We start from the raw sequence: 26,957 nt of genomic DNA, 5'->3' as shown, positions 1-26,957 counted from the left end.
GGGCAGCCGCGCAGTGTGTGAAGATAGCCCGACATTCATCTCGGAAAGGTACGAATGCGCACATCGATGAATAGACGGAGCTTCGTCGCGGGAACGGGCGCCGCGGCCCTGGTGGCCTCGGGCAAAGTGCCGGCGGCGACGCGCTCAGAAGAAGCCTGGGAACGAGCGGCCGACATTGCTCGAAACATCCGGCCGCCGACCTTTCCCGATCGCATCTTCGATATCACCAGGTTCGGCGCAGTGGCCGATGGCACGACCCTGAACACAGCCGCGATTGCGAAGGCGATAGCAGCCTGCGCTGCGGCCGGCGGCGGACGGGTGCTGGTGCCGGCCGGCGATTTCTTCACCGGTGCGATCCATCTCAAGAGCAACGTCGAGTTGCACGTCGTCGACGGCGCGACGCTGCGCTTCGACACGAACCCCGCGAGCTATCCGCTGGTGTTCACGCGCTGGGAAGGCATGGAGCTGATGAACTATTCGCCGCTCATTTACGCCTTCGAGCAGAAAAATATCGCCATCACCGGCAAGGGCGTGCTTGACGGACAAGGCAGTGCCAAGAACTGGTGGCCGTGGAAAGGCCGATGGGGTGGCACCGTGGATCATGGCTGGGTCGAAGGCAAAGGCCTGCCGACGCAGCTCAAGGCGCGCACCGAGCTCTTCCATATGGCCGAGGCCGGGGTGCCGCCGGAGAAACGCGTTTTCGGCGACGGCGGCTATCTGCGTCCGCCGTTCATCCAACCGTATCGTTGCGAGAATGTGCTGATCGAAGGCGTCCGGTTACGCAACTCGCCGTTCTGGAACATTCATCCCGTGCTGTGCCGGAATGTGACCGTGCGAGGTGTGGATGTGTTCGGGCACGGGCCGAACAACGACGGCATGGACCCCGAATCGGTCGATCACATGCTCGTCGAGGACTGTACGTTCGATACCGGCGATGACTGCATCGCTGTGAACTCGGGACGCAATGCGGACGGGCGGCGTCTCAACGTGCCGTCGCAGAACATCCTGATTCGCAATTGCCGGATGAAGGCAGGGCACGGCGGCGTGGTCGTCGGCAGCCAGATCTCGGGCGGCGCGCGCTGGGTGTTTGCCGAGCAGTGTCACATGGACAGTCCGGATCTTTGGTATGCGATCCGGTTCAAGAACAACGCACTCCGCGGCGGGCTGCTGGAGAACTTCTACTATCGCGACATTGAAGTGGGTCAAGTCGGACGCGCAGCGATCACTTGCGACTTCAACTATGAAGAGGGCGCGAACGGTGCATTCACTCCCCGGCTGCGCAATGTCGTGGTGGAACGGATGCGCGTCGCGAAAGCCGGGCGAGTGCTGGATTCCCAGGGATTGCCCAAGGCTCCGGTGGACGACATTACTCTGAAAGATTGCGAGTTCAACGAGGTCACGCAGTCCAGCATCGTGAAGTACACCCGTAGCGTGCGTCTCGAAGGCGTGCGTGTGAATGGCGAGTTGGTCAAGTCGCTCGCCTGATCGAGTGCAAGAGAGTCCCCGCACAACGCGGGGACTCTGCGTTCTACTCACAAAGTCCTATCTAGCGTCCATTCAACAACGGTCGGGTGAACTGCGCCGTCGTTGTACACGCCCTGCGCCGAGTTGCCGGAGACGATCGTGTCTTCCGCCAGGAAATAAACGTAGTCGACGTTCACGGTCGCAGTGGTGCCGCAGCTGCTAGTCACCTCGAGGTACTCAGTCGGAGCGGTGCCGAAGCCGCTGACCACTATCGAACTGCCGCTCGTGTCGAACACCAGATAGTTGTTCGACGCGTTCGCCGCCAGATCGATGGTGTGATCGATGTGGAAGGCACAGTTGTATGCATCCTCATAGTCGCGCTGGACGCGAACCCGACCGCTCTTGACGTAGAAATAGTGATAGTTGCTCGCAGGATCATCCTCCGGATCGATCGCGAATTCGACGTCCGCGGTGATCGTCGTTGAGCTGTCGTGGTGGGATTCGGTCAGTCGGCTGCCCAGTACCCACTCTCTGCCCACTTGCGAATCTTCGCGATCGTTCACGCGCGGCGCCGCGGTGAAATGATCCTCGCCCTGATCGGGCAGCGGAATCCAGAAGTCCATCTCGAGCGCTTGCAGTTCCTGAGCATCGAATCCCAGCGGAATGGCCGCCGAAACCCGATAGCTGAAATCTCCAGACGGCACGCCCTGTTCGCCCAGATTGATGTGGCCGATGACCTGGTCTTCGATCTTCAGATTGAGATAGAAGTTGTCGAGTTGCTCCGGCGTGATGCCGTCGACGGTGAACTCCAGATTCAGGTTGTCATTGTTGCCGTCTTCCGGAGTCTCCATGACTTCGATGCCGCTGGCATCGCTCACCGGTTCGCCGGTGATGTTGTCTCGTACGCTGATCAAGTCGCGAATGCGCAGATCGCCGCCTGCCTGGCGCGGCGTACGATGCAGGACACCCGTGGCCTCGGGACTATCCGAGCTGAACTTCGGCATACGCGCGAACGCCTCGCCGACCGTCAGACCCAGGCGAAGCGAGTCCACCAGGGAAATGCCGGTGTTCCTGACCAGAGTCTCATCGGTATAACCGTCCCAGCTCACGTATACGCCGCTGTTGCCGGCGATTGCTTCGGCCATGTCCGTGCGGAACGTGTTGCACGCGCCGAGGATGAACAGCTTGTCGCTCAGGCCTTGCGGGTAGTAGTGACGGAAGAAATCGGCCGTGACCGCAATCGACTGGTGCAATCGGCCGCGGTAATGAATGACGCCCGGATGTTGAACGCTCTGCAAATCCTGAGCGGTGCCGTGGAATCGTTGCACGAGGAAATCGGTGATGCCGTCCGCGCACTTTTTCTTGTCCGAACTCACCGCATCGGAGTCCTTCTTCTTGCACAACGTGCCGCCGTGAGTGTCGATATGGATGACGTCGTAGTTTTCCAGTTGAGTCAGCGTGTCTACCGTCACCTGCGGGGCGGACTCGGTGGTCGTGGCAAGGTAAGTCACGTTACCTGCGTAGCCGCGCACGGTGTTGATCTCGCCAGCGATCAGCTCGCCGGCGTTGCCGAAATTTTCTTCGTAACGGAACGGCGAAAGCACCAGCGCGCGCCGCTGCGCCTTGTTGTCTCCGGTAATTTTCGAGCTCATGGCCGTCCGAACGGTTCTGAGCTTCTGCGCGGTTGCAACTTTGTGCGCCGGGCTCTCGGCACTGGCCGGAGCTGCGCCAGCGAGCATGTCCTGATCACCCGAGACATCCACGATCATCGGCCGGCCACCGGCGAGGCGGAAGCCAAGCACCGGGCCGTCGACAGTCACGTCCGCGATGTCACTCTGCGACGAAAGGAACGCGGCGGCTTGCTCGATGGTCACGCCGCTCTCCAGCTGTTCGGCAACCTCATCGCTCAACGCCAGGCTGCGTTCGATCACTGGCAATGAGACCTCGCTGAAGCTGCAGGGGTAGTTGTCACGGACACATTCGAGCGCCGTCGCCTCGCTCGGCGAATCAGTGTTCGATCCACCACTCGGGCTTTCACCCGTGGGAGTCGTGCCCGAAGGTGCGCCAGCACTCGATCCCGAGCCGTCACCGCCACAGGCGGCAAGTGTCAGGCTCATGAGGCCGATGGCGATCAGGCGCCGGGGCGCACGCGGATCCAAGGGCGCAGGTCCGCGTGAAATGCGAAAGGTGTTCACGATCAATCCTCTCCGTTATCCAAGAACCGTAACTGTCACCAGTCATGCGCAAACTGGTCGCTGCTCGGCTCATGTTTTCCTGGAGAGATCGGTCAATTGCCCTTCAGGCCGACCCGGGCGGCGGCGTCCGGCGCGCCGCCGCCCCATCAACCATCTGTCAGACCTTCTGCGCGCCGGCCTTGCCGTGCTCGACGACGAACGATGCGAGCGTGCTGATCGGCGCATCTTCCACGACGACGCTCGGAACGACGCGGAAATCCGTCTTCCACTGCTCGCGAGAAATTTCGCAGCGGACATAGCCATGGTTGTTGTTGTGGAACAGCTGATGCGGATTGTTGACGTCGCCGCCATAGGTCGTCGTCAATGCGCGATCGCCGCCGCTGCTGATGGAGGTACCGACGAACTCGGTCGCCACGGGCTCCGCATCGAGATTGATGTAGTCCGGCGGAACGTTGCGCACGTAGCTCTGGTGCACGTCGCCCGTGATCACGACGGTGTTGTACAGCTTTTGGGCAGCAATGAAGTCCAGGATCGCTGCGCGGTCGAACGGATAGCCGTCCCACTTCTCGCCGCCGTACGACTTGATCGCGGGATTCGCATTTCCATCGGTCGGCGCGAATGGCACTTGATTGGCGAGCACATTCCATTGGGCTCGTGAGCGGTTGAGGCCGTCGATGAGCCAGTCGCGCTGCTTTTGGCCCGTGATCGAGCGGGAAGCATCGAGCGCGGACGGGCAATAGCCGTCGACCCGCTCGGCCACCGTGCAGCCTTCCGGCGCCCCGGCGGAGCGATACTGCCGCGTGTCGAGCACATGAACCTGCAACAGGCTGCCGAAGCTCAAGCGGCGATAGAGCTGTAAATTCGGTCCACGCGGGAACGAGAAGCGACGCAACGGCATGTGCTCGTAATACGCCTGATACGCGCGCGCGCGTCGGTCGGCAAAGATCGGCGTGTCGACTTCGTCTTGCGGAATGAAACCGGCGTAGTTGTTCTCGAGCTCGTGGTCGTCCCACGTCACGATCCAGGGGAACTTCGCGTGCACCGACTGCAAGGCGGAGTCGGACTTGTACAGCGCGTGACGGATGCGGTAGTCGTCGATCGACATGATCTCAGCTGCCGGCAAGTGCGAGCGTACGCCTGCGCCGCCCGGGCCTTCATAAATGTAGTCGCCGAGGTGCACGACGAAATCGAGGTCTTCTTCGGCCATGCGCCGATATGCCGGGAAGAAACCGTTCACCCAGTTCTGGCACGAGGCAAAAGCGAATGTCAGCTCACGCTGCGGCGGGCCGAGCACCGGCGCGGTGCGCACCCGACCGACCGGGCTGACCTCGCCACCGACTTCGAATTGATACCAGTACCAGCGGCCCGGTGGCAGATGTTCCAGTTCAACGTGTACTGAATGTGCGAGCTGAGGAAGTGCGAGCGCGGCGCCGCGTCGAATGACTTTGCGCATTCTTTCATCGAGCGCGACCTGCCAACGCACCAGCACTGGTCGATCCGGCATGCCGCCACCCGGTTCGAACGGTTTCGGCGCCAGCCGTGTCCACAGAACGAAGCCATCGGAACAGGGTTCGCCCGAGGCGATGCCCATCGTGAACGGATACCCGCCCAAACGTTCCTTCGAGTCGAAGGGCGAGAAGGCTTGTGCCGATACTGCCGTGCTCAACAGCGCGGCGCCCATGCCGGTCAAGAAGCCGCGGCGGCCGAACAGATAAGGCGTCCTATCGTTTCCCATACTGCAGTCTCCGAGTCGAAGTCGAAACTGCAGTGTGTGAGCGACGAATGAACCCTAACTTTCGAAGAGATGAACGTTTCGTTGCGGCCTGCGTCGAATGGCGGGCTGACCGAGCAAATCCTGCGCGGTCTAGCGGTGCCCCACTCTCGGCAGCCGGGCAGGCGACTATCTATCGCTCGCCAGGCGCAGCGACTCGTAGCCGGTTGCTGACTTCCTCGACGCCGATCGCTTCGACCGCGTCCTCGACGCGCCATCGAGTGAGCTTGTCGTGGACCGTGCCGCTCAAGGTGACTTTGCCCTGTTTGACCTCAACGGCGATGTCGCTGGCGTCGATGTGCGGGTCATCGGTCAATCGCTCACATATCAACTCGGTCAAACGTTCGTCGCTGCGGGCATAGCCCTTCGGGCCGCGGCCTCTATGCGATTTGAGATCGGCCCAGCTGCGTTCTCCTGCATGCAACTCGCCATACGAGCGTACTTCGCCATAGATGCGGTTGTCCGGATGACGCTGTGGCGCAAAGCGACCTACAGGCGGTCCGGGCTGCAGCTGGCTGCGTGCGATGGGTTGCTGCTCGCGACTGTAGCCGCCGCTCACGAAATCCCGTCGCGCATAATCGTCGCCGGGCCCGTAGTAGGCGTCGCTGAACTCGCTCGTCTCCTGATGTCTGTATTCACCTACGTCAGCACCGCGGTCTTCGCGGATGTGCATGCGGGCGGGCGGGCGATCGTCGCCGCGCCAACCGCGTCCTTTGTCGAACACAACATTGCGTCGCATGGAAATCCTCCTGGCCGTTCCTCCTGGAACGCGACAGGCGCCGCGATGTTTCGAGGGCGCGGTGAATACGTGCCGCGCAAGCGGTAGTCATGGAAAAACAATCACGGTATTGGGGGCGGGCAATTCCAGGGTGCGTTTGCCGCTCGCGGCGGGGAACGGCTGCCAGCGCTCGCCAGTCGTGAATCCATCGATGTTCTGGTAAGCACCCCTTACTTCGAAGTTACGAAAGACATACGGAATGCCCTCGGCCGACAGCTCCGAGGCTGCATTGGCGACGTGAAAGTGGAGGTGCGGTCCTGATGAGCTGCTGCCGGAGTTGCCTAACGATGCAATGACATCGCCTCGTTGGACGCGATCGCCGCGCTTCACTTTGATGCTGCCATGTTTGAGGTGTTCATAGAACGCGTAACGATTGTTCCCGAGATCCAATGTCACATAGTTGCCGCTGGCATTCTCCAACGCGAGCGGACCAGTGGCTTCGGACAAGGTTGCTCCCTCCTGCATGTCGTCGACGGCATCGACGATGGCGCCATCCGCGACAGCCAGTACTTCCGATCCGTAGCCGTGCCAGTTCGCCACGATCGCGGGATCGCCGGCTGCGCGTGTTGCGTCGTCTGCCAGCTTGACCCAATCGATGGCGAACCGTGCCGGAATGCGAGCACGGCCATCGAGCGTGTAGATGGACGTGCGATGTCCACCTAGCATCGTCGGATCGTACAGCGCGACCCAAGGTCCGCCGCGCACCGGCATACCCAGAACAACGGGCTGTTCGGTGCGCACGATGCAACTGACATTGACGCCAGCTCGCACGCGACCCGACGGTCGCAGCAGATCCAACTCGATGCTGTGCTCGAGCTTGGTGGGCGTCGTGGCGCCAGAGTCGAGCGGCAACCAGAGATACAGAATCGTGCGGCCGCCGGCTACAATTCGCTGTCGTTCTGCACCTTCCGCCCGCGCGCCCACCCGGCTCAGTTGTTCGGCGAGTTGCGAGCCGCTGAAACTCGCCAGGCGCTTGCCATTGCCGCCGTCGATCGCCTCGACGCGCAGCAATTCCACGTCGAACGGGCGAAAATTCGTGACGTGCAATTCGTAGCCAAGATGGCGCTGGCCGGCGATGGTCACCGGCATGGGCGAGAGCGGAATCTGAACGTCGATCGACTGAACCAGTGCGGGTCGCGGGGTGTCGGCGATCGCGAGCGGCGCCGGCAGCATCGCGATGAGTAGAAGCATTGCCTTCAGCGGACTGCTTTTCACGGAATCGCTCCTTGTGCCGCGATGAGGTGCCGAGGGCCATTATCGACGCGACGGCCCTCTATCTGCGGATGAATCGCCGAGGCGTTCTGCCGGTGCGCCGGGCTGAAGGTAGCGGCGGTATCACGTTTTGAGACTGATGAGTGCTGGAATCCCGCCCGCGTCGCGGGTGGGGCCGGTTTCAGGTGAGTGGAGGGTAGGATGATCGAGTTGCTGATCGGTGCGGGTGCGCTGGTGGTGGGATTTGCATTGGCGTGGTATCGCAGCGGGTCGACACGGATTGCGCTCGCGAGCGCCGAGGTTCGCCTGCTCTCCGCGGAGCAGCGGCTGCAGGAAACGCAGATCTTCTTGACGGCGGCGCGAACCGACCTCGAACAAGTCAGTGCCGCGTTCCATGCGGCGTCGTCCGCCCGAGCCGGCGCCGAAGCGACCGCTGCACGAGTGCCGCTGCTCGAGCAAGAGTTGCAGCAGGCACGGCAGATCGCAGCCGATCGCCAAGCCCAGATCACACAGCTGCAGGCGCGCGGCGAAGAGCAGGCAAAAGCGGCCGAAGAAAAGCTGCGCTTGTTGAGCGATGCGGAGACGTCGCTGTCGAACGCGTTCAAGGCGCTCTCCGCCAAGGCGCTTGAAACCAACAACCAGAATTTCCTGCAGCTCGCGACGGCCTCGCTCGGCCGTTTCCAGGAAAGCGCCAAAGGTGAGCTGGATGCGCGCCAGAAAGCGGTCGACGCGCTGGTGCAGCCGATTCGCGAGTCGTTGCAGAAAGTCGATGGCAAGCTCGGCGAAATGGAGAAGGCGCGTGAGTCCGCATACTCGGCTTTGAACGAGCAGTTGCGTGGCCTGGTCGAGACGCACTTGCCCATGCTTCGCAGCGAGACTTCCAATCTGGTGAAGGCGCTGCGCCAGCCGACGGTGCGCGGACGCTGGGGCGAGATGCAGTTGCGACGGGTCGTCGAAATGGCGGGCATGCTCGACCATTGCGACTTCGTCGAACAGCCGAGCGAGAGCACCGAAGACGGCCGGTTGCGCCCGGACCTGATCGTAAAACTGCCGGGCGGCAAACAAATCATCATCGACGCCAAGGCGCCCGTGTCCGCCTATCTCGAAGCCGCCGAAGCGACCGACGACGAAACGCGTCAGCTGCAACTGGCGCGTCATGCTCAGCAGGTTCGCACGCACATGTCGGCGCTCGGGCGCAAGGCGTATTGGGAAACCTTCACGCCCACGCCCGAACTGGTGATCATGTTCCTGCCGGGGGAAATGTTCTTCAGCGCCGCGTTGCAGGCCGATCCCGGGCTGATCGAGTTCGGGGTGAGCGAAAAGGTCGTGCCCGCCACCCCGACCACACTCATCTCGCTGTTGCGTGCAGTCGCCTATGGCTGGAGGCAAGAGGCGCTGGCCGTGAACTCGCAAGAGATCGCGGCGCTGGGCAAGCAGATCTATGAGCGTATCTCGACGCTGGCAGGTCATTGGAACGACGTCGGCCAGCGGCTCGGCAAGGCTGTCGATGCTTATAACAAGTCCGTGGTCAGTCTGGAGTCGCGAGTGCTCAGCTCCGCGCGCCGCTTCAATGGTCTGCAGGTGGCCACCGCGGAAATCGAAACCATCGAGCCGATCGGGGTGCTGCCTCGAGTTCTGCAGGCTCCCGAGCTGATCGAGCAGCGGCTGGCGGCGACCAACTAGCCGTCGTCGGATAGGATTGCCGAGCACGATCGGTTCGCCGTATCGTGCCGCGGTGGATAAGTTCGATCGCATTTTTCAGCTGCACGCCATCCTGGCGTCGCGCCGGACCGCCATTCCGCCCGAAGATCTGATGGCGAAGCTGGAGTGCTCGAAGGCGACATTGCACCGAGCCATCAACGCGCTCAAGGACTATCTGCACGCGCCGGTGATCTTCGATACGGACGCGGGCGGATATCGATACGCAAGAGAAGCGCACAGCGATACATACGAGCTGCCCGGGCTGTGGTTCACGCCGCAGGAGTTGCAGGCGCTGGCAGTGATTCGACGGCTGCTCAGCGACGCGGGCGGCGGCTTGCTCGAAGAACATTTGGGCCCGCTCGCGCAGCGGCTCGATGAGCTGACCCGCCATCAACGATTGAATCTGGGTGAAGCGGCGAGTCGCCTGCGGTTTCCGGGTGTCGGCGGCAGGCCGGCTGGCGATGCGTTCAAGATCGTGGCGGCGGCGACGTTGCAGCGTCGGAAGCTGTGGATCGAGTATCACGCACGCAGCGACGACCGGCGGACCGACCGGACGATCTCCCCACAGCGCGTCGTGCACTACCGGGATACCTGGTATCTGGATGCGTGGGACGAAGGCCGCAATGCGCTGCGGAGTTTCTCCATCGATCGGATTCCTCATGCGTCCATGCTCGAGGAGGTCGCCTTCGATGTTTCCGAATCCGAACTGGACGCGCACTTCGCAACCGCCTACGGCATCTTCGGCGGCAAGGCCGACAAAGTCGCCGTCCTGCGTTTCACTGCCGAGCGCGCCCGTTGGGTGGCGGATGAGCATTGGCATCCGGAGCAGATCGGAGCATGGCAACCCGACGGCGGCTACGAGCTGAGAATTCCCTACCGCGATTCACGCGAGCTCGTCATGGACATCATGCGGCATGGAGCGCACGTTGAGGTGAAGGAGCCTGCCGAGTTGCGAGCCGAGGTTCGCGACCAGTTGCGCAAGGCAAGCGCCCAATACTGAGACGAAGCGACACGCCAGCGCGACGAATGACGAATTGACTCATCACCGCGGCCGGACGCTCGTCCCGCCGATCGTCGCACCATCACATTCCGCTGGGCCCGGCGCCGGCGCCTCACTATCCGGGACTCACCTGATCGACGAGGTGAGCCCCATGTTCTTCACGAAGCGCTTCTCCGCAACTTCAATTCTTCTGTGCGTTGGCCTCGCCGGCTGTACGCCTGCGAATTTCATTCAGCGGGCGCGACCGGCGGCGCCATGCGATGTGCACATGTGCGTGACGGTCGGCGCCAGCCCGGCACGCTGTGCGTGTCGGACGCACGAGCAAGTGCAGCGACAAATTTGGGAAACGTGGGGACGGCGGCAGCTCGAGTGAGCTGCCGCCATGGATCTTACGGCTCAGGATCCCAGTGACAGCAAGCGAGCATTGCCGCCGGTAGCAACCGTATTCACGGTGAGCGTGCGTTCGGTCGCGAAGCGGAACAGGTAGTGCGGGCCACCGGCCTTCGGGCCGGTCCCCGACAAGCCTTCGCCGCCGAACGGCTGCACGCCAACGACCGCGCCGATCATGTTGCGATTGATGTATACGTTGCCAACCGCAGCCTCGGCGACGATTTCCTGCCACACGCTCTCGATGCGAGTGTGGACTCCGAGCGTCAGGCCGTAGCCAGCTTCGCGAATCGCGGCGAGCACGTCGCTCTGCAGGTTTTCGCGCTTGAAGCGAACAACGTGCAGGATCGGGCCGAACTCTTCGCTAGTCAGCTCACGCGCGTTGTTGAGCTCGAGCATGCGTGGCGCGAAGTAGCTGCCTTCGGTGCGCACCTGATTCAGGTCGCACTGCTTGAGCACCTTCACTCCCTTCTGCGTCACCTTCCTGCTGTAGTCCTCCAGCTTCGACGCGGCGCTCTTGTTGATGACCGGGCCGACATCGGTGGACGGCTGCGACGGGTCGCCGATGTGCAGCTCATTCATACCGCCTGCGATCAGCTCGATGAGTCGATCGGCGACCTCGTCCTGCACGAACAACAAGCGCAGCGCCGAGCAGCGCTGACCCGCAGAAGTGAAAGCCGAGGTCAGCACGTCATCGGCCACCTGTTCGAGCAGCGCCGAGGAATCGACGATCATCGCGTTGATGCCGCCAGTCTCGGCAATCAATGGCACGATCGCTCCATCGCGAGCAGCGAGCGCACGATTGATGAACTGCGCCGTCGAAGTCGAGCCGGTGAAGCACACGCCACCGAGTGCCGGATGTTTCAGGGCAACCTCGCCGAACACCTTGCCGGCCGCGGGAACGAAATGCAGAACGTCATGCGGCACACCCGATTCGTGCAGCAGCCGCACGGCGAATGCCGCGATCAGCGGCGTCGACTCGGCAGGTTTCGCAACGACGCTGTTGCCAGCGACCAGAGCGGCAGTCACCTGACCCAAGAAGATGGCGAGCGGGAAATTCCAAGGGCTGATGCAAGCGAACACGCCACGGCCGCGCAGGCTGAGCTTGTTGTCCTCACCGGTCGGGCCGGGCAGCACGGTCGGCTCGGCGAAGTGCTCGCGAGCTTGCGCCGCGTAGTAACGACAGAAATCCTCTGCCTCGCGAACTTCGGCGATCGCGTCGGGCAGCGTCTTGCCGGCTTCCTTGACCAGCAGTCTCACCAGTTCAGCCCGGTGCGTGCGCAGCTTGTCCGCCGCGCTGACCAGGCATGCAGCACGATGGCTGGCGCCAGCGTCATCCCACGCTTTGCGCGCCTGGCCGGCTTTGTCGAAGGCGAGCGCGATATCCTCCTTGGACGCGACGCTCACATAACCAATGAGCTCCGAGAGGTTCGCCGGGTTACGCACTTCGTGCGGCGTCGACTCGATCTTGCCGGCCAATGTTGAAGGCGCTGCATGCGGCAGCTCGCCGGATTTCTGCAAGGAGGCGATCTGTTCGGCCAATTGTTGCGGATTGCCCCAGTCCACTCCGGATGAATTTTCACGGGAGGCACCATACAAGTTGTTCGGCAAGGGAATATGCGGGTTGGTCATGCTGTCTGCCGCTTGCAAGGCTGCAATCGGATCCTCCACTACGGTGTCGACGGGGACGCTTTCATTCATGAATCGGTTGACGAACGAGCTGTTCGCGCCGTTCTCCAGCAATCGGCGCACGAGGTACGACAACAGCTCCTCGTGCTGGCCGACCGGTGCATAGGCGCGAACTCGCGGAAAGCCATCGATCTGTCGCTGAGCTTCGTCGTGCAACAGCGCTCCCATGCCGTGCAGGCGCTGAAACTCGAACTTCGCTCCCGGGGGCCGCAGTTCCAGCACGGCGGCGATGGTGTGCGCGTTGTGAGTTGCAAACATCGGGTAGATCACATCGCGATGCTTGAACAGGCGCTCGGCGTTGGCGAGATAGGAAATGTCGGTCGACGCCTTGCGCGTGAACACTGGGAATGACGAGAGGCCGCGCTCCTGAGCGCGTTTGATCTCGGCGTCCCAGTAAGCGCCCTTCACCAGGCGAACGCAGATGCGACGCCCGGTCTCGCGCGCGAGCGAAGCGACCCACTCGATCACATACGGCGCGCGCTTGCCGTAAGCCTGGATGACGATGCCCAGACCCTGCCACGACTGTGTCTGCTCATCGCGAGCCAGTGCTTCGAACACGTTCAAGGACAAGTCGAGCCGATCCGCTTCTTCGGCGTCGATGGTGAAACCGATGTCGAACGTCGCGGCGCGACGGGCGAGATCCCTGACTGTCGGCGTCAGGCGCTGCATGACCAGAGCTTCGTGCATCAGGTCGTACTTGGGCTCGAGCGCTGACAGCTTCACCGACAGGTTGGAGCGCTCATCGATGGGCGTGCCTTTGCGCTGCGCGCCGATGGCATCCAACGCTTGTTCATAGGACTTGCGATAGCGCTCGGCATCGGCCCAAGTACGTGCGCCCTCGCCCAACATGTCGAACGAGCACAGCGACAGTTCGGAACTCTTGGCCGACCGATCCAGCGCTTCTTGAATCGTGCGGCCGACGACGAATTCGCCGCCGATGATCCGCATGGCCTGACGGAACGCGGAGCGCAGCACCGGCGCGCTGATGCGACGCGACAGGTCTTGCACCCATGAACTCGTTTCCTCGCGGGCCTGCTTAGGCGGCTCGATCAGCTTGCCGGTGAGCATCAAGCCCCAGGTGGAGGCGTTCACCCAGGTCGAATGCGACGCGCCGGCATGAGCGGCCCAGTTGCCCGAGGCGATCTTGTCGGCGATCAGGCGGTCGGCAGTCTCGTCATCGGGAATTCGGAGCAGACCCTCGGCCAGGCACATCAGCGCGACGCCTTCCTCATTGGACAGCGCGAACTGCTGCAGGAACGAGTCGAGCAATGGCCGTTCGCGCGAGCGGGCGCGGGCGCCGCTGACCAGCTGGGCTGCGCGGGCCTTGGCCCGGGAGCGCGCATCGAGCGACAGGCTCGAGCTTTTCAGCAGAGCTTTGACGCAAGTGGCCTCGTCTTGGAGCGTGGCGCTCCGGATCTGCTCGCGGAGCTGCTCGAGGGATGGGGCGGTAGGGATGGCTGAGGATTGGGCGACCATGACGGCGGAAACGGTGAACTTGGGCTGTTATTGGGGCTTGTAGTAACCGGGGCGAAAGCACTAGCGTATTGGGCCAGAGCCCGTCGAAACGACCTAAAAAGGGGAGTGAATCCGTGAAATCAACTGGCGCGAGTGCGGGAATGGTCCTGGACAAGATCGACCAGCGCATCCTGATCCGGCTGCAGGAGGAGGGGCGCGTGTCCATGGCGCAGCTCGCGCGGGAGCTGCACATCAGCGTTACGCCGTGTGTGGAACGGGTTCGTCGGTTGGAGAAGTACGGCTACATCGTCGGCTACCGCGCCGATCTGTCGCCTGCTCACCTTGGCCAGAATCTACTCGCGTACGTGCAGGTCGCGCTCGATCGGACGACGCCGGAAGTGTTCGATCGCTTCCGGACCGCGGTGGAGGTGCTCGAGTTCGTGCAGGAGGCCCACATGGTGGCCGGCGGCTTCGACTATCTATTGAAGATCCGCGTGCGCGACATGAAGGAATATCGCAGCGTGCTGAGCGCTCACATCGCGTGCATCAAAGGTGTCCAGCAGACGCACACCTACTTTGTGATGGAAGAGGTCAAGAGCTCCAGCAAAGTGCGAGTGCAGGCCCGATAGCTCGATTCATCCAGGGCGTCTGGGGCCAGGCCATACACGGATCAGGAAACGGCTGGTTCGATCGTTATCGTCCGCAATCGTCACTTCGTAATCGCCGGCTGCGAGGCGTGTCGCATTGAGATAGACCGTCACCATGCCATCGTCGGCGGCCGACAGATGCTCGATCTCCGCAACCTGTTTCCCTTTATCGTCCGCGTTGATCCGAGCTATCGAGAGCCGATACCGCGAAGTCTCCGCCACGAACTCCGGCAGGACTCGCAACTCGATGGCTTCACCTGTTTCTGGCAAGGTGATCTCGGCGTCGAACGAGCTGCCGCGACGGCGTAGTACGGCGTGAGAACCGGCGACGGTCGACGGCCCGCCGAGCGCTGCCAGGTTCGCGGCCATCAAGGGCGGTGTCGGGGTGCGAATGTAAAACGCCACACCGATGATGAAGACCGCGGCGGCCGCGATGGCCAGATAGCGCCATCGTGCATACCAGGGCGTGGGCTTCAGCAGAGCCTCGAGCTCGCCGCTGTCTCGTAACTGCGCCAGGCCGGATTTGAAGCGCGCCGCGGCCTCGATTTCCCGCAGGATTTCGGGATGCTCGAGATAGTAGGCCTCGAATGCCTCGCGCTCCGGATCAGACAGCCGATCCGCGAGATATCTCGCAACGATGTGGTGGTCATCGATGTACTGTCGGTCCATTGCTCGATCCGCCCTGCAATATGGACTTCGGACCCACGTCATCTAATGATGTAACTGTCATCGACACCTGGCTTCTCTCACGCGCTGCACTCAACAGATACCGCAGGTCAATAGCGCAATAAAGAAGTCCGACTTATCGAAGCCCTTGGCTTCCAGCAGCGAGCGCATGCGTTGCCGGGCGCGATAGATCACCCGATCGAAGTGTAGCGGCGAGAGTCCCATGGATCGGCAGATCTCGGCCTTGTCTTCCTCGTCCAGATAGAAGCGCTTGACGATTTCGCGGTCACGGGCGGTGGGCAGCGACGCGATGATGGACGCGACGTGGCGCATGACGCTGCTATCCATCGCAGCCTCTTCGGTGGCTCGTTGTGCTGGCAACTGATCGATGTTCTCGTCGCCGGCGTGTACGCCGGGACGATTCGCGTACTCACGACGATAGTTGCGATACAGATTCAGCGCGACGCGGTACACATACCCCGCCAGCCGATTCTGATCGGACACGCGTCCGGCGCGGCTGTGGGCGATCGCCGTGGCCACGGCTTCGTTCAATATTTCCTGGGCAATATTCCCGTCGCGGATGCGGCGATGTAACAGCGTGTACAGACCGGTGTAATGCCGCTTGATGAATTCGTTGGAGATCGCGTCCTCGACCACGAATCGTGTTCCAGTCCTTATATGTACCCGCCGGCGCAGAATAGCGATGAATGACAGCGGCGTCATCCTGATCGCAGCGCGAATCCGGGTTTCTTCAAAAGGAGTGCTGGTCGTAACCACGATTGGATGAGGCGAGCGCCACGCCTGCCCAATAGTAGGGATCCGAAAAACGGCGCGATGCAATCAGCTCGCGCTGCGCAGCTTGCAGCGCCGCCGAGCTGCCGGCGCCTCGGTGCAGGTGGCGATAGAAACTCTCCATGAGTGCGGCGGTGGCGGCATCGGAAACACTCCACAATGTGCCGATGACCGAACCGGCGCCTTGACTGAGGAAGCCATCCGCCAGGCTTCGCACGCCCCAGCCGGTGTAATCCTTGCCGCGCATGGTCTCGCAGCCGCTGACGATCACGAGCTTTGCCGAGAACGGCGTGCTGAACAATTCAGTGAAACCAAGGAAGCCGCCGGACGTCACGAGGCCGACGATGTCCGGCGTGGCCTCGCTGAAATAGCCGTGGGTCGCGATGTGCAGAACCTTCGCGGCCCGCACTTCAGGTGCGAGCAGTACATCGCTGGTCGCCTTCGCACCGACATAGGTGATCACGCGGGGCGCAAAGATCGTCGCGATGCTCGTCGCTTCAGCGAGCGAGTTTGGTATCGCAGACAGCGCGGAGCGTGGTTGCACGCGGTCCAGCGGTTGACCCTCGAGCAACGGCGCGGCGAACACGACGATGTCGGCGCTCTTGCCGGAAGCATCGGACGTCGTCGCTCGCTGAGCGTAGTAGTTCGACAACGACCTGGCGCGCACGACCTCGAATCTCGCCACCAAGGGTGCGTAACTTCGCGGCTGGTTGTCGAAGTCGATAGCGGAAAACGGCAGCGGCTGCATGACATCGTCCGGCACGATCACCAGACGCTTCGTACCGCCGTGCTTACGGATGAAGTCACGCGGCAGCAGTTGGGCGAGAGCCGATAGTGTCGTCTCAACCTGCGCTTCCCGACCAGGAGCGCTCAACATATCCAATGAACGCTGTACGAGCGCTTGCACTGTCGAGCGAGGCGGCAGATCGAAGTAACGAATCTCGCTGCCGGCGAGCGCAATGCCGAAACTGATGCTTTCCTGGATGAAGTAGCGAATGAAAACGTCGGGTGAGGGCACGGGCTGCGGACGGAACGTGGCCTGCGTCTTCGGCGGTGTGCTCACTGCGGCAGGCCGATACATTGTGAGATAGGCGTCGCGCGCTCTATCCAGTTCACGCAGCGCCTGGTCCAATCGCGACTTCGCATCTTGCCGCCGACCAGGCTCGGTTGTATCTGGATGCAGGCGGTCGAGTGCAGCGTTCGTGTCGATGAGCGTGCGACGAGCCGCGCGATACCGCTCGAACATCTCAATCGCCTCCGCCTCGTACGCGCGGCCTACGACACCCGAATGTCGAAGCTCCGCCGGTGCGATCTGCTGCGCGTAGTAGGTTTCCAGGAGCGGTAGCACTTGCGGGCGATCCAGCTCATAAATCGCCTTCACATACTCGTTGAGCACTGGCTGCGCGGCTGTGAGCCAGGCCAGGGCGTCATCGTGGGTGTCGTGCAGATCGCTGGCAACACGGTGTGCCAGGCGGATGGCTGCCTGTCCGTGCATCCGCACGTTGGTGAGGTCGCGATTCAGCGCATAGTGCCGGATGGCTTGTTCGGCGAACTGCAGCTGATGGGTCGGGCGCGCCAGCTCGGATTTCTGCCGTGCCGAAGAACTGTCGATCAGAGCTTCAATGTCGCGGACCAGCCTGGAGGCGCGCGCCGCGTTCTTGGTTGGCTCTACTGCGCGCACTCGTTGATCGTTCGCAATGCGCAACAACAGCACCGAGGCATCGATGCGCTGCTCGGGCAAACCCCGGGGATCGTCGAGCGCGAGTTGTGCATAGCTTCGCGCAAGCTTCAGGTCGCCTCGGGCCGCGTGGTCGCGAGCCAGCTCGATGTACGTCACCAGCTCGCGATAGTTGCGCTCGTCGATGAACACCTGCAGCGCTTGTTCGTGCCAATCGATCGCATCCCGATACTCGCCACGATCGCGCGCCAGGCTGCCGAGCTTCAGCCGGGAGATGCTGATCTTCATCGCGTTGCCCGACGCCAGGTCCAGTTCGTAGGCCGCTTCGAAGTAGCGCTGCGCTACCAGCCGCTCGCCTGTCTTTCGATAGGCATCGCCCAAGCCGTAATAGAGCTCGGCCAGCAGAATGCGGTTGTTGTGCTGGCTGGCGCTGACGATCGCTCGTCGCAGAAGATCCTTGGCCTTGGCGACTTCGCCCACCAGGATCAGCGAATAAGAAAGGTTGGAGGTGATCCGGTCGATGAGCGCTGCGTCGGCGTGCGCGGCGGTGAGGAATTGCAGCGATCGCTCCAGCGCCTGCCTGGCCTGGGCATGATCGTCATTGAGCAGATGATATTCCCAGAGCGTTTCGAGCCATTGCCCGTGCTGCAGCGGGTCGGCCTTGGACCCGGCGAGCCCGAGCTGGATCTGCTCATACGCCTGAGGCAGATAGAACGAACGGCGTCCGGATTCGTTTTGCGAGCGCCGTAGCAGGTCGACAGTCTTGCGCCGTGCTTCCTGCTGCGCACTCGCATCGGACGCGCCGGCTTGCCACCCCAATAGCAGCAAGCCGGCGCCGATGAGATATGCCCATGCGACCAGCCAATCAGCGCGATACCTGCGACAACACGGCTCGTTCATTCACCACCGGCCCTGAGCCTGGGGTTGTATCATAGCCGTGCGGTAGGGGCGCCAGGAAAACAGCGAAACCACATTCTCCTGGCCCGGCTTGGCCCAGGTGATGAAGTCCTGATGGACCACATTCATGCTCGAGTCGCGCCCCTTGGCGACCTTCCAGTGCACCACCTTCCAGCCGTGCATCTCGCCAGTGGGCTGGTTGCCGATCTGGTCGTCGATCAGCACCGCACGGCCTTGTTCGACGCCCGGATACAGCCGCAGCCGCTGCATCACATCGGCCATTTTTTCGTGCCAGTTGCCCGACAGCGAATCGGCGCGCGCGAAGTATCTGTTGTTATCGTCGCAGCCGAGCACGTGTCTCAATGCCTGCGCCGTGTCGTTGCCGAAGCCCGGATGATAGAACGCCAGCTCCTCGACGGCCGAGGGCGGAATAAAACAGGGATTGACCACGAGCGTGGGCTCATGCCCTTCGTGCGCGACCCACTCGATCAGCTCTGGGGGGATTTGCATTCGAACCTCCTTGGGACTAATTGCTTCTGAGCACCAGCTCGACTACGTGCCGCATGCAGAACGTGCGATCGGTGTATGCGGCGTTCGCGAAGACACGGCGCTGCTCCTGCAGTTCATCGCCCAGCGTGCCCAGCCAGGCGAGCACTTCATCCACTGGGAACCAGCGATCGCGATAGATGGAGTGCTGCGCGCCGGCGATCGCGTTGGCCAGGCCTTCGGCGCAGATCAAACTGCCGACCACACCGAGATGCTTGCCTTCGCTCGCATGCGACGCTTCGAGCAGCAAGTAGGGCCACAGCGGCAAGTTGTCGATCGTGATGCCGCTCGACGGCATCAATTTCTCGGCGAGCGGCCCGAGGTCGGGGAGCGGCCGGATGCCGAATGCCGCCGCGAGCTTCGAACCGTTCGGGCCGGCCAGCAACTGCTGCACATAAGCCTTGCCCGGCGGCAGCTGTGCGACGATGCCGGCACGCAGGTTCATCTCCGCGATATTGATGGTGGCGCCGGTGGGAATCGGCACCTGACGCATTTCCCGCGTGATGAAGGGATCGATCGTCATTGCGTCTTCGACCCGATTGTTCAGCACCGGCCAGCCGAACATTCTGCGCAAGTCCAGCTCCAGCCGCGGATCCAGATTGCGATTGGACTGGAACAGTTCCGGCAAAGTCACATCGGGCTTCTGCGGGAACGACTCGTAGAACGGCCGCACCATCGAATGGCCGAAGCGAAACGCCGCATGCGCGAACTCACGGGCGATCGGGCGCGACGGCAGATTCAACCAGCGTTGATTGAAACGAAACACGCTGTCGAAGACGGCCGGCGCCAACACTTGTCGCAGATAGTCCTCGACGACGACCAATTGAAAAACCAGCGTCGTCATCATCCGCGCTTCGCCGGCGTTGTTGGCGTAGCCGCGTTGCAGAACCGTGTTGTGAAGTCGCTGCCAGAATAAATGCAGCTGCGACACGATCACGTTGTCGTCGTTGCGCAGCTCGGGAATGTTCGGGACGCCGTTGGTGCGTGGCAGATCCTCAGGGGCCTGCGGCGTCATTCGCTGGATAGGAAACAAACCGCGCGCGTCCAGCAATGTCGATGTTTGATTGCCCCTGCCATAGACGCTGTCCATGCTGAGATAGGGCAGCACGTCGCGGGACTGGCCGGGAATCGGATTGGTCTGCGGCACGATGTCGTGCGCGATGAATTGTCCCAGGTACGTGTAGCCCACATCGATGAAGCGCGCGACATGCGATGACTCGGTCATCGCTTGCGCCAGCGTGGTCACCTGTTGCTCTGTCAGCATGGCGGACTCCGTTGCTGCTGCCCGCGGCAGGGGCACGGGTATCTGTGGCTGGCGGCGCAGATCTCTCAGGGACAAGCAACTTTTTGTTGCTTCTGATGCAAGCAGATCTGCGGCCGAATCGTGCTATCTGATCGGCCATCATGCGCAGCAAGTTATTTGTTCCGGGCGCGCGGCCAGAGCTGTTCGGCAAGGCACTGGCCTCGGCGGCCGATGCCATCTCCATCGATCTTGAAGATGCAGTGGTCGAGTCTCGCAAGGGCGAGGCGCGTGCGGCCGTGGCCGAAGTACTGCGTTCGAGCGAGGCGCAGACGTCGACGAAGTCCATCATCGTGCGGGTCAACGCGCTTGCGACGACACATTTCCCGGCCGACGTGCGAGCGATCGCGTCACCGAGCCTCGCCCTGCTGAATTTGCCCAAGGTCGAGTCGGCAACTGAGATCGACTCGGCGATTGCCATCATCGATCGCGCATTCGTCGATGCAGGATTGCGTCCGACGCTGCGTGTTTTGGCAAATATCGAATCGCCGAAAGGGCTGCGCAACGCCGTCGCGATCGCCGAGCATCCGCGGGTGGCCGGGCTGCAGCTGGGTTATGCAGACTTGTTCGGGCCGTTCGGCATCGAGCGTCGGGACGCGCAACACGTGTACTCGGTGATGTTTTCGGTTCGCATGGCCGCGGCGGAGGCGGGAGTGTTCGCGTACGACGGCGCGTTTCCAGACATCAAAGATGCAGACGGATTCCGCGTCGAAGCCGGGATGGCGCGGCGGCTCGGTTTCCTGGGCAAGAGTTGTATCCATCCGAGTCAGGTGACACTGGCCAACGAGGTGTTCCGGCCGGGCGACGCCGAGATTGAGCAGGCACAGAGATTGCTGGCCGCGGCGCGCGAGGCGGCGGGGAATGGCGCCGGAGCCTTTCTGCTGGATGGCCGAATGATCGACACCCCGGATATACGCCGGGCCGAGATGATCGTCGCGAGCGGCGACCTCGGCTGACGGATCCGAAAGCCCGGCTTTCGAGGCTTTGACCGAGGCAGCACAAGAAAGAAAAACTACGGTGTGAAATCACCGCCAGATGGTTTTCGTTTCGATTGGATTACCACACACTCGGCCGGCGTCACACTGGCGCTGCGTTGGTCGCTTCGGGGGGAAGATGGACGGTCTGGCATCGCGCCGACCGCCATCGATGACAATGATTCGCGCCGTCCGGCTCCTATTAATAAGTGTGCTCCTGGTGCTTGCGGGCACCGCGCCGGCGCGAGCCGAAAATCTGGTCAGCCTGGATATCGCGTCGCTGCCGTCGGCGCCCGAATCGATTGCCCATCTCACCGCCATCGGCGACACCTTGGTCGGTTGGGGCGCATCGAGCACATGGCGGCTCGATCCGGGGCAGCAGTCGTGGCGTCGTTTGCGTGACTCGGACGACGCCTCTGTCGTCAGTGTCGCCGGCGATGGGCAGGCTGCCTATGTGCTCGTCGGTTCGCGGGCGGCCGGTCGCGTCGAGCGTATCGAACGATTCTCGCTGATCGATCAAGGGCAGGCCGCGATTGCGCCGCTTCCCGAGCCGCTGTTTTCCGCCCATGCCGCTGTTGCCGGCTCGAAGGTCTGGCTCTTCGGCCTGGATGCAAATCGGTCGCGTCGTTTCTTCGAGATCGATCTCAGCGCTGTCAGCCCGAGCTGGACCACTCATGAAGCCTGGCCGGGCGCTGCGGATGAGGTCACCTCTGCGGTCGAGCAGATCAACTCGCTCTTGATTGCCGTGCGCGGCGCCGAAGGTCGAACCGACCGGATCCTGCAATGGAAAGCGGGCGAGGGCTGGAAGGATCGAGGCGCAGCTCCCGCGGCGCTGGTGCCTGAGTCGGCCAGTGCACTGGGCCAGGCACATGTGCTCTATCTTTCGAGCGCGACTCCGAGCGCCGTCGTTACATTCCATACCATCACCGGCTCGTGGGCCACTCTTGCCGAAACGCCCAACGCTGCGCAGGCCCAGGCCACGGGTTGGAAGAACGGATTGGTGTGGTTACGCACCAGCGAAGATGGCACACAGCAACTGAGCTCCGGCCAGGTCCGCTCGACCGAACTGCTGCTGCAGCCGCTGGATTGGGCGATGATCATCGCCTATCTGGCGTCCATGATCGGCATGGGCATGTATTTCTATTTGAAGGAGAAGCGCAACTCCACCTCGGACTTCTTCGTCGGCGGGCGCAAGATTCCGTTCTGGGCCGCCGGTGTCAGCTTGTACGCGGCCAACACCAGCTCGATCAGTTACATCGCCATCCCGGCGAAGTCGTTCGAGACCAACTGGCAATACCTCACCAACAATCTGATCGCGGTGATCGGCCTGATGTTCGTCGCGGTGTGGATCGTGCCGCTGCTGCGCCGGCTCAATCTCATGTCGGTGTTCACGTATCTGGAAACGCGCTTTCACCCGATGATTCGCACGCTGGCGAGCGCGCTCTGCATCCTGATGCAGATCGGCGCGCGCATGAGTGTGATCATGTTCCTGCCGTCGCTCGCGATTGCGACGACCACGGGCATCGCCGTGGAATGGAGCATTCTGATCATGGGCGTGTTCACCATGATCTACACCGCGATGGGCGGCATGAAAGCGGTGATCTGGACGGACTTCGTGCAGCTCATCGTCAAGATGGGCGGCATCGTGTTCGCCATCGTATTCATCGCCTTCATGGTGAAAGGCGGCTTCGGCGAGATGGCCTCGATCGCTGCGGCCGAAGACAAGACCAAGCTGTTCGACTTCAGCTTCGATCTCACCAAGGCGACGGTGTGGGGCTTCGTGTTCCTGGTGTTGTTCGACGTGGTGCTGACCTTCCCGAAGGATCAGGTGCTCATGCAACGCGTGCTGTCGACCGAGTCGGCCAAGGAAGCGGGCCGGTCGGTGTGGACGTTCGCCGCCATCATGATCCCCGGCGGCTTCATGTTCTACATGGTCGGCACCGCACTGTATGCATTCTACAAGATGCATCCGGAGCGCCTGAACCCGCTGCTGCCCATCGACTCGATCTTCCCGCTGTTCATTGCGGCGGAGTTGCCGATGGGCGTGCGTGGCCTGATCATCGCGGGCATTCTGGCGGCCGCCATGGCCACACTGTCGAGCATCATGAACAGCGTCGCGACGCTTGCATCCGTGGACTTCTATGAAAAGCTGGTCAAGAACCCCGACCCGAAGGTGAGCGTGCGCTTTGCCGAATGGATGACGGTGGTCACGGGCCTGGCGGGCATGGGCCTGGCGTTGCTCCTGTCGCGCTATGACATCCACTCGCTGTTCGATGTCTCGATCGAGCTGGCCGGTCTGTTGGGCGGCGGGTTCGCTGGCGCTTACACCTTGGGCATGTTCACGCGCCGCGCGAACTGGCAAGGTGTGGCCATTGGCATCGGTACGAGCATCGTGATAACTACGTTCGCGTGGTCCATGAATCTGGTCCACCCCTATTTCTACCTGGCCATTTCCATCTTGCTGTGCATTTGCATCGGTTACGTCGCGAGCTTGTTCTTCCCGGCGCCCGGCGCGCAGGCCTTGGAAGGGTTGACGATTTTCGGCGAGCGCGACCGCCCGACCGCCGCCGCCCTGGTGCAGAACGAGTAGCCGCTTGGATACGCAGTTCCTTCGCACCTTCGTATCCGTCGTCGACAACGGCTCGATGGCCGCGGCCGCGCGGTTGCTGAATATCACGCCGGCCGCAGTCGCTCAGCAGATTCGCACGTTGGAGCGGCAGATCGGCCAGGCGCTGATCGCCCGCGCCGGGCGGACGGTCAGCGTCACTGAAGCGGGCGCTCGAATCCTCGAACGCGCCCGCGATCTGCTCCGAGACGCCGAGGATCTCAAGGCCGTCGCGAACGATGAAGGTGTTGCGGGTGAGTTGCGTCTGGGCGCTGGCACCACCGCGCTTACTGGTGTCTTGCCCGACATTCTCGTGCGCATCGTGGCGCGCTTTCCTCAGATCAGCGTGTTCATCAAGCCGGGCTACTCGGCGGACTTGTATCGCGCCGTCGAGAAAGGTGAGCTGGATGCGGCGGTCGTGCTCGAAGCGCCGTTCACGTTGCACAAGAGTTGTGGCTGGCTGCAACTACGCGAGGAGCCCTTGGTCGTGCTCGCGCCGCAAAGCATGGCCGGTCGGGATCCGCACGAATTGTTGGCGACGCAACCGCTGGTGCGCTACGACCGCAATCAGTGGGGCGGTCGTAAGGCCGATGAATATTTGCGAATGGTGGGCATCACGCCGCGCGAGCGTTTCGAGCTGAATGCATTGAATGCCATCGCTGTCATGGTGGATCGCGGCTTGGGTGTGTCGCTGGTGCCGGACTGGGCCAGGCCGTGGCCGGAAGGTTTGAAACTGGTGCGCATTCCTCTGCCGCATGCATCGGAGCCGCGGCGCATCGGCATCGTTTGGTCGCGCGCCTCGGTGCGGATCCGGCTGGTCAACGCTTTCGTCGAGGAAGCGCGCAAGGCCGCCACTCACGAAGAACAAAAGCAATAAAAAGTAACGTCTGAATATAGTCCGCCCGGATTGGTTTCGTCGGCCATTGGCACAGACTCCCATCGCGTAAGCGCACTCACAACAGCTCTTAAGCACGGTCTGGAATTTGGGGGAGTCATGAAAAACTATATGGGGCGTCGCATCCCGCTTGCGACCAGCTTGAGCTCGCTGCTGCTCGCATCGGTCGCAACCAGCGCACACAGTCAGGACACTGCAGCCGGCGCCGAAGATCAGATCGCCGAGGTGATCGTCACCGGTACGCGCGTGCCCAAGTCGGTCGACAAGATTCCGGGCGCCATCACCGTCATCGGTGAAGCGGAGCTGGCCCAGACCCAGGCGGTGACTTTGGATGCAACAGCGGTGCTTTCAAGGACAGTTCCAGGCTATGCCGAATCCTCGCAGGCCATGAGCAATACGGGTGAAACCCTGCGCGGCCGCATTCCGCTGCGTCTGTTCGACGGCGTGCCGCAGGGCTCGCCGCTGCGCGAAGGTACTCGCAGCGGCACGTTCACCGACATGGGCATCGTCGAACGCATCGAAGTCATCAATGGTCCGTCGGCTGCCGAAGGCATCGGCGCAGCGGGCGGCATCATCAACTACATTTCGCGCTCGCCCACCGTCGAAGGTACGGAAGTGGATTTGACGGCGCGCTACAGCAGCCAGTTCGAAAACGACGGCGACGATTGGAAGATCGGCGCGACGTTGACTCACAAGCAGGACCGCTTCGACGTGCTCGCCGCCGTGTCCTACGTGGATCGTGGCATGACGTACGACGGCAACGGCCGCGCCATCGGCTTGAACACCAGCGGCTCGGTCGCGGATTCCGAAGCCGAAAATCTGTTCTTCAAGGGCGGCATCAATTTCGGCAACGACCAGCGCCTCCAGCTGAGCATCAGCCGATTCAATATTGCAGCCAAGGGCAATTACATCCTGGTCGATGGCGATCGCACTACCGGTGTGACGAACACGTCGGTGCGCGGCAGGCCGCTCGGCTCCAAGGCGGAGTTCAACGATTTCGATCAGGAAAGCCTCACGTACACCCACAACAATTTGTTGGGCGGCTCGCTCACCGTCAACGCGTATCGCGCCGAGCAAGCGATGCGCTACGTTGCGGAAGACGGTCCGGATCGTCAGGATCCATCGATTGCGCCGCTCGGCACGTTGATCGACCAGTCCGAGATTCGCACCGAGAAAAAAGGCTTGCGCACCGGATGGGCGCACTCGGATCTGTTCTCGGTGACCGGCCTGGAGTTGAATGCCGGCGTGGACTGGACCGAGGACGTGGCGGAACAGCGTCTCGCACTCACCAACCGCGTGTGGGTGCCGCCGATGGAATACACCAGCGTGGCGCCATTCGCCCAGCTGTCCTATGACATCGGTCCCGTGACCGTCAGCGGCGGCATTCGTCGTGAGGACGGCGAACTGCAGGTCGACGATTACGTCACCACGTGGTTCCGCGACTACCGGCCGGTCGATGGCGGCACGCTGAGCTACGAAGAAAATCTGCCGAACTTCGGCGTCGTCTGGCGCATCGTGCCGGGCCTGTCGACGTTCGTCTCTTATAGCCGGGGCTTCACGCTGCCCAACGTTGGCATCCCGCTGCGTAACGTGCAGTGCTCGAACGACAATCCCGAGGGCACGCAGCCCGATGGTTGCCCGAACGATCCGCGGCAGTCGGTTGCAGGCATTCTCGATCTCCAGCCCGTCGTCGTGGACAACACCGAAGTGGGCTTCAACTGGCGTGGCTCGCGGGTGAGCTTCGGCGCGTCGTACTACGAGTCCGAGTCGGACTTGGGTGTGTCGCTCGCGGTCGATCCGGGCTCGGAAGATTTCATCATGTTGCGCCGGCCGGTGGAGATCAAAGGCTACGAGTTCAGCAGCGAGTTCAAGATTACGGACACGCTGCGGGCCACGGCCTTGTACTCGCACACCGAAGGCAAGACGCGCACGACCGATACCGGCCCGCTCATTCGTGAGATGGGCGTGAACGACATCAGCCCGGACAAGATCGGCACGTCGTTCACGTGGCAGTTCACCGAAGCGGGCGATGTGACGGTGGGCTCGACGACTTATCTGGGTCGCGATCTCAACGAAGGCCGGCCGGGTGAAGAGCACACCAGCGGCTACACGTTGTTCGATCTCGGCGCGAACTATCAGTTCGGCAAGAGCACGGTGACGCTCGGGGTGGAGAACGTCACCGACAAGTTCTATGTGCTGAGCTGGTCGCAGGTGCCAGGCTTCCGGAACTACTGGTCGGGTCGTGGTCGCGTGACCTCGCTGACCTACACGATGAAGTTCTGAGGCCGGAAAAGCCGTGCGACCC

Annotated in this window: 18 protein-coding genes; 8 read left to right on the top strand and 10 right to left on the bottom strand. The window is 62.2% G+C overall.

Annotated elements, in window-relative coordinates; genetic code table 11:
* Window positions 1–66 precede the first annotated feature (66 nt).
* Window positions 67–1,485 carry a glycoside hydrolase family 28 protein gene (locus EK373_RS02400; RefSeq protein WP_198683021.1) on the top strand — a complete coding sequence of 473 codons (1,419 nt, stop codon included), beginning with the start codon at window positions 67–69 and terminating at the stop codon, window positions 1,483–1,485.
* Window positions 1,486–1,532: 47 nt separating this feature from the next.
* On the opposite strand, the gene EK373_RS02395 is transcribed toward EK373_RS02400, so the two are convergent.
* The 4 genes from EK373_RS02395 to EK373_RS02380 all read right to left on the bottom strand — a co-directional run bounded on the left by EK373_RS02395 (window position 1,533) and on the right by EK373_RS02380 (window position 7,423).
* Window positions 1,533–3,659: a hypothetical protein gene (locus tag EK373_RS02395; protein ID WP_129641147.1), complete on the bottom strand. Its 2,127-nt coding sequence runs from the start codon at window positions 3,657–3,659 to the stop codon at window positions 1,533–1,535.
* Between the two features lie 157 nt (window positions 3,660–3,816).
* Window positions 3,817–5,394 (bottom strand): alkaline phosphatase D family protein, encoded by a 1,578-nt coding sequence (locus tag EK373_RS02390; RefSeq protein WP_129641146.1) that lies wholly within the window; start codon window positions 5,392–5,394, stop codon window positions 3,817–3,819.
* Window positions 5,395–5,563: 169 nt separating this feature from the next.
* Window positions 5,564–6,169, bottom strand: a complete 606-nt coding sequence (locus EK373_RS02385; RefSeq protein WP_129641145.1) for a BON domain-containing protein — start codon at window positions 6,167–6,169, stop codon at window positions 5,564–5,566.
* Between the two features lie 87 nt (window positions 6,170–6,256).
* Window positions 6,257–7,423, bottom strand: coding sequence for a M23 family metallopeptidase (locus tag EK373_RS02380; RefSeq protein WP_129641144.1), 1,167 nt, complete (start codon window positions 7,421–7,423; stop codon window positions 6,257–6,259).
* Between the two features lie 198 nt (window positions 7,424–7,621).
* Between EK373_RS02380 and rmuC the strand changes: the two genes are divergently transcribed.
* Together rmuC and EK373_RS02370 are read left to right on the top strand one after the other, a co-directional pair.
* The gene (gene rmuC / locus EK373_RS02375) at window positions 7,622–9,103 is read left to right on the top strand and encodes a DNA recombination protein RmuC (protein WP_129641143.1); all 1,482 of its coding nucleotides are present in this window, start codon (window positions 7,622–7,624) and stop codon (window positions 9,101–9,103) included.
* 16 nt (window positions 9,104–9,119) lie between these two features.
* Complete coding sequence (locus EK373_RS02370; RefSeq protein WP_129641142.1) at window positions 9,120–10,121, top strand: helix-turn-helix transcriptional regulator; 1,002 nt, start codon at window positions 9,120–9,122, stop codon at window positions 10,119–10,121.
* Window positions 10,122–10,517: 396 nt separating this feature from the next.
* Here EK373_RS02370 and putA read toward each other — a convergent pair whose 3' ends face one another.
* Complete coding sequence (gene putA / locus EK373_RS02365; protein ID WP_129641141.1) at window positions 10,518–13,673, bottom strand: bifunctional proline dehydrogenase/L-glutamate gamma-semialdehyde dehydrogenase PutA; 3,156 nt, start codon at window positions 13,671–13,673, stop codon at window positions 10,518–10,520.
* Window positions 13,674–13,786: 113 nt separating this feature from the next.
* On the opposite strand from putA, the gene EK373_RS02360 reads away from it, so the two are divergent.
* Window positions 13,787–14,281, top strand: coding sequence for an Lrp/AsnC ligand binding domain-containing protein (locus tag EK373_RS02360; RefSeq protein ID WP_198683020.1), 495 nt, complete (start codon window positions 13,787–13,789; stop codon window positions 14,279–14,281).
* A gap of 6 nt (window positions 14,282–14,287) precedes the next feature.
* Here the strand turns inward: EK373_RS02360 and EK373_RS02355 are convergent, their stop codons facing one another.
* From EK373_RS02355 to EK373_RS02335, 5 genes are all read right to left on the bottom strand, one after another.
* Window positions 14,288–14,968, bottom strand: coding sequence for a hypothetical protein (locus tag EK373_RS02355; RefSeq protein WP_129641140.1), 681 nt, complete (start codon window positions 14,966–14,968; stop codon window positions 14,288–14,290).
* A 90-nt stretch (window positions 14,969–15,058) separates the two neighbouring features.
* Window positions 15,059–15,622: an RNA polymerase sigma factor gene (locus tag EK373_RS02350; protein ID WP_157994193.1), complete on the bottom strand. Its 564-nt coding sequence runs from the start codon at window positions 15,620–15,622 to the stop codon at window positions 15,059–15,061.
* 94 nt (window positions 15,623–15,716) lie between these two features.
* The gene (locus EK373_RS02345) at window positions 15,717–18,335 is read right to left on the bottom strand and encodes a CHAT domain-containing protein (RefSeq protein ID WP_129641138.1); all 2,619 of its coding nucleotides are present in this window, start codon (window positions 18,333–18,335) and stop codon (window positions 15,717–15,719) included.
* Entirely contained in the window at window positions 18,336–18,842 is a 507-nt protein-coding gene (locus EK373_RS02340) for a hypothetical protein (RefSeq protein ID WP_129641137.1), read from the bottom strand.
* A gap of 16 nt (window positions 18,843–18,858) precedes the next feature.
* Window positions 18,859–20,142: a peroxidase family protein gene (locus EK373_RS02335; RefSeq protein WP_129641136.1), complete on the bottom strand. Its 1,284-nt coding sequence runs from the start codon at window positions 20,140–20,142 to the stop codon at window positions 18,859–18,861.
* Window positions 20,143–20,282: 140 nt separating this feature from the next.
* Here EK373_RS02335 and EK373_RS02330 point away from each other — a divergent pair, with 140 nt between their 5' ends.
* The 4 genes from EK373_RS02330 to EK373_RS02315 all read left to right on the top strand — a co-directional run bounded on the left by EK373_RS02330 (window position 20,283) and on the right by EK373_RS02315 (window position 26,935).
* Window positions 20,283–21,134, top strand: coding sequence for an HpcH/HpaI aldolase/citrate lyase family protein (locus EK373_RS02330; protein WP_129641135.1), 852 nt, complete (start codon window positions 20,283–20,285; stop codon window positions 21,132–21,134).
* 190 nt (window positions 21,135–21,324) lie between these two features.
* Window positions 21,325–23,742: a sodium:solute symporter gene (locus EK373_RS02325; protein WP_198683019.1), complete on the top strand. Its 2,418-nt coding sequence runs from the start codon at window positions 21,325–21,327 to the stop codon at window positions 23,740–23,742.
* Between the two features lie 4 nt (window positions 23,743–23,746).
* Complete coding sequence (locus EK373_RS02320; RefSeq protein ID WP_129641133.1) at window positions 23,747–24,634, top strand: LysR substrate-binding domain-containing protein; 888 nt, start codon at window positions 23,747–23,749, stop codon at window positions 24,632–24,634.
* A 117-nt stretch (window positions 24,635–24,751) separates the two neighbouring features.
* Window positions 24,752–26,935: a TonB-dependent receptor gene (locus tag EK373_RS02315; RefSeq protein WP_129641132.1), complete on the top strand. Its 2,184-nt coding sequence runs from the start codon at window positions 24,752–24,754 to the stop codon at window positions 26,933–26,935.
* Window positions 26,936–26,957 lie beyond the last annotated feature (22 nt).

Origin of the sequence: Peristeroidobacter agariperforans (assembly GCF_004138335.1) — a bacterium.
Classification (GTDB): Bacteria; Pseudomonadota; Gammaproteobacteria; order Steroidobacterales; family Steroidobacteraceae; genus Steroidobacter; species Steroidobacter agariperforans.
This window is presented reverse-complemented; position numbering and strand designations above follow the sequence as displayed.